We start from the raw sequence: 2696 nt of genomic DNA on the forward strand, positions 1-2696 counted from the left end.
GGTTTTTGTTGTCGTTGGGTGAGGTGTTCGTGGGGGGTGTGGGGGTTGATTGGGGTGCGGCGTTGGTGGGTGGTGCTCGGGTGGTGTTGCCGACGTATCCCTTCCAACACGAACACTTCTGGCTGACCACGACGGAGCGTGCGCGGCCGACCTCCGCCGCCTGGCGTCACCACGTCGTCTGGCAACCCACGGACGTCGACACCGCACCGCCGTCCGCAGGAACCGGCGACGGCACCGCACTGCCCGGAACATGGCTGGTGCTGACGGCCGGCGACCCGTGGGGGACCGCCTGGGCCGAGGCGCTCACCACCCACGGCATCGACGTCATCCACGCCGACGTGCCGGCCGGCACCACCGGCCGGACCGAGCTGGTCGACCTGATCACCTCCGCCGGAAGCGATCTGCGCGGCGTGCTGTCCTTCCTTGCCGCCGCCGACGAACCGCTGCCCGACCACCCCGGCGTACCCGCCGGGCTGGCCGCCACGGTGGCCCTCGTCCAAGCGATCGAGGACACCGGGAGCGCAGCGCCGTTGTGGCTGCTGACCGACGGGGCGGTACCGGCAGAACCCACCGACCCCGTGACGGGCACCACCGACGCCCTGGTCTGGGGCCTGGGTGCCGTGGCCGCCCTCGAACTGCCGGACCGCTGGGGCGGCCTCGTCGACCTACCCGGATCACCCGGCGACGAACAGGTCACCGCCCGCCTGTGCCGGATCCTGACCCGCCGCGGCCGCGCCGACCGGTTCGCCGTCCGGGCCGGCGGAACGTACGCCCGGCGGATCAGCCCGGCGGCCCGGCACACCACCACCCCGGCCCGCCGACGGTGGAAACCCTCCGGAACGGCGCTCGTGACCGGGGGAACCGGAGCCGTCGGCCGACACGTCGCGCGGTGGCTGGCCCGCAACGGCGTCGAACACCTGCTGCTCCTGAGCCGGCGCGGTCCCGACGCCGAGAACGCCGCCGAACTCACCACGGAGCTGACCGGACTGGGCACCCGCGTCACCATCGTGTCCTGCGACGCCGCCGACCGCGAGGCCCTGACCCGGGTGCTCACCGAGGTACCGGAGCAGTTCCCGCTCACCGCGGTGTTCCACTGCGCCATGGTGCTCGACGACGCCGTGCTGGCCGACATCACCCCGGCCAGCCTCGACGCCGTCCTGCGGCCGAAGGTCGACGCGGCGACCAACCTGCACGAGCTGACCCGGGACCTCGACCTCTCGGCGTTCGTCCTGTTCTCCTCCGTCGCCGGTGTCCTCGGCAACGCCGGGCAGGGCGCCTACGCCGCGGCGAACACGTTCCTCGACAGCCTCGCCTACCGCAGACGCCGACAGGGCCGTACGGCCACCTCCATCGCCTGGGGTGCCTGGGACACCCCGGACGCCGACCGACGCAACCGCAGGCTGGCCGGCCAGGGCCTCGTCGCGATGCGGGCCGAAACCGCCCTCGACGCCCTCCAGGAAACCCTCGACCGGGACGAGACCTTCCTGGTCATCGCCGACATCGACGAGCACCGGCGGGCCCCGCAGCAGCCGGCGGAACCCCCCGCGCCCACCGCCCGGCTCGACGGCATGTCCGTCCCCGAACAGACCGGCTACCTGCGGGACCTGGTCGGCGCGGAAGCGGCGTTCGTCCTCGGCCACGGCGACGCGTCCCGCGTCCCGGCGGACCACGCGTTCCGCGACCTCGGCTTCGACTCCCTGATGTCGGTGCAGCTGCGCAACCGGCTCAACCAGGCGACCGGCCTGCGGTTGCCGAGCACCGTCGCCTTCGACCACCCGACCCCCGTACGCCTCGTCGAACACCTCCGGGAAATGCTGACCGGCGGCCACCGTACGGAGCCCACCCCGACCGTCGTGGCCGTCGCCGACGACCCGGTGGTGATCGTGGGGATGGCCTGCCGCTACCCCGGTGGCATCCGGTCGGCCGACGACCTGTGGCGGTTCGTGATCGAGGAACGCGACGCGATCACCGGCTTCCCGACCGACCGCGGCTGGCCGGTGGACCTCTACGACCCCCGACAGGGCGCCCCCGGCCACACCCATGCCCGGGGCGGCGGTTTCCTCCCCGACGCCGGTGACTTCGACGCCGAGTTCTTCGGCATCTCGCCCCGCGAGGCCCTCGCGATGGACCCGCAGCAGCGGCTCCTGCTGGAGGTCTCCTGGGAGGCCCTGGAACACGCCGGCATCGACCCGGCCACCCTGCGCGACAGCGACACCGGGGTCTTCGCCGGCACCAACGGCCAGGACTACGGAATGCTGCAACAGAGCACCGCCGGCGTCGAGGGCTACACCCTCGCCGGACGCGCCTCCAGCGTGGTGTCCGGACGGGTCTCCTACGCGCTGGGCCTGCAGGGGCCCGCCATCACCGTGGACACCGCGTGTTCGTCGTCGCTGGTCGCCCTGCACCTGGCCGGGCAGGCGCTGCAGGCCGGGGAGTGCTCGCTGGCCCTCGCCGGCGGCGTCACCGTCATGGCCACACCGACGACCTTCATCGAGTTCTCCCGGCAGGGCGGCCTGTCCCCCGACGGCCGCTGCCACTCCTACTCCGACTCGGCCGCCGGCACCGCCTGGTCGGAGGGTGTGGGTGTGGTGGTGGTGGAGCGGTTGTCGGATGCGCGTCGTCGGGGTCATCGGGTGTTGGCGGTGGTGCGGGGGAGTGCGGTTAATCAGGATGGTGCGTCGAATGGGTTGACGGCG

1 protein-coding gene is annotated in these 2696 nt (G+C 72.9%); it reads left to right on the plus strand.

The genetic code is table 11. The annotated features are described in order from the left end of the window. Positions 1–80 precede the first annotated feature (80 nt). Positions 81–2696 (plus strand): type I polyketide synthase (locus tag JQX11_RS31890; protein ID WP_204928628.1); only part of this gene is annotated, 2616 nt, incomplete at its 3' end.

The sequence above is a fragment of the Micromonospora humida genome, from assembly GCF_016901255.1.
Classification (GTDB): Bacteria; Actinomycetota; Actinomycetes; order Mycobacteriales; family Micromonosporaceae; genus Micromonospora; species Micromonospora wenchangensis.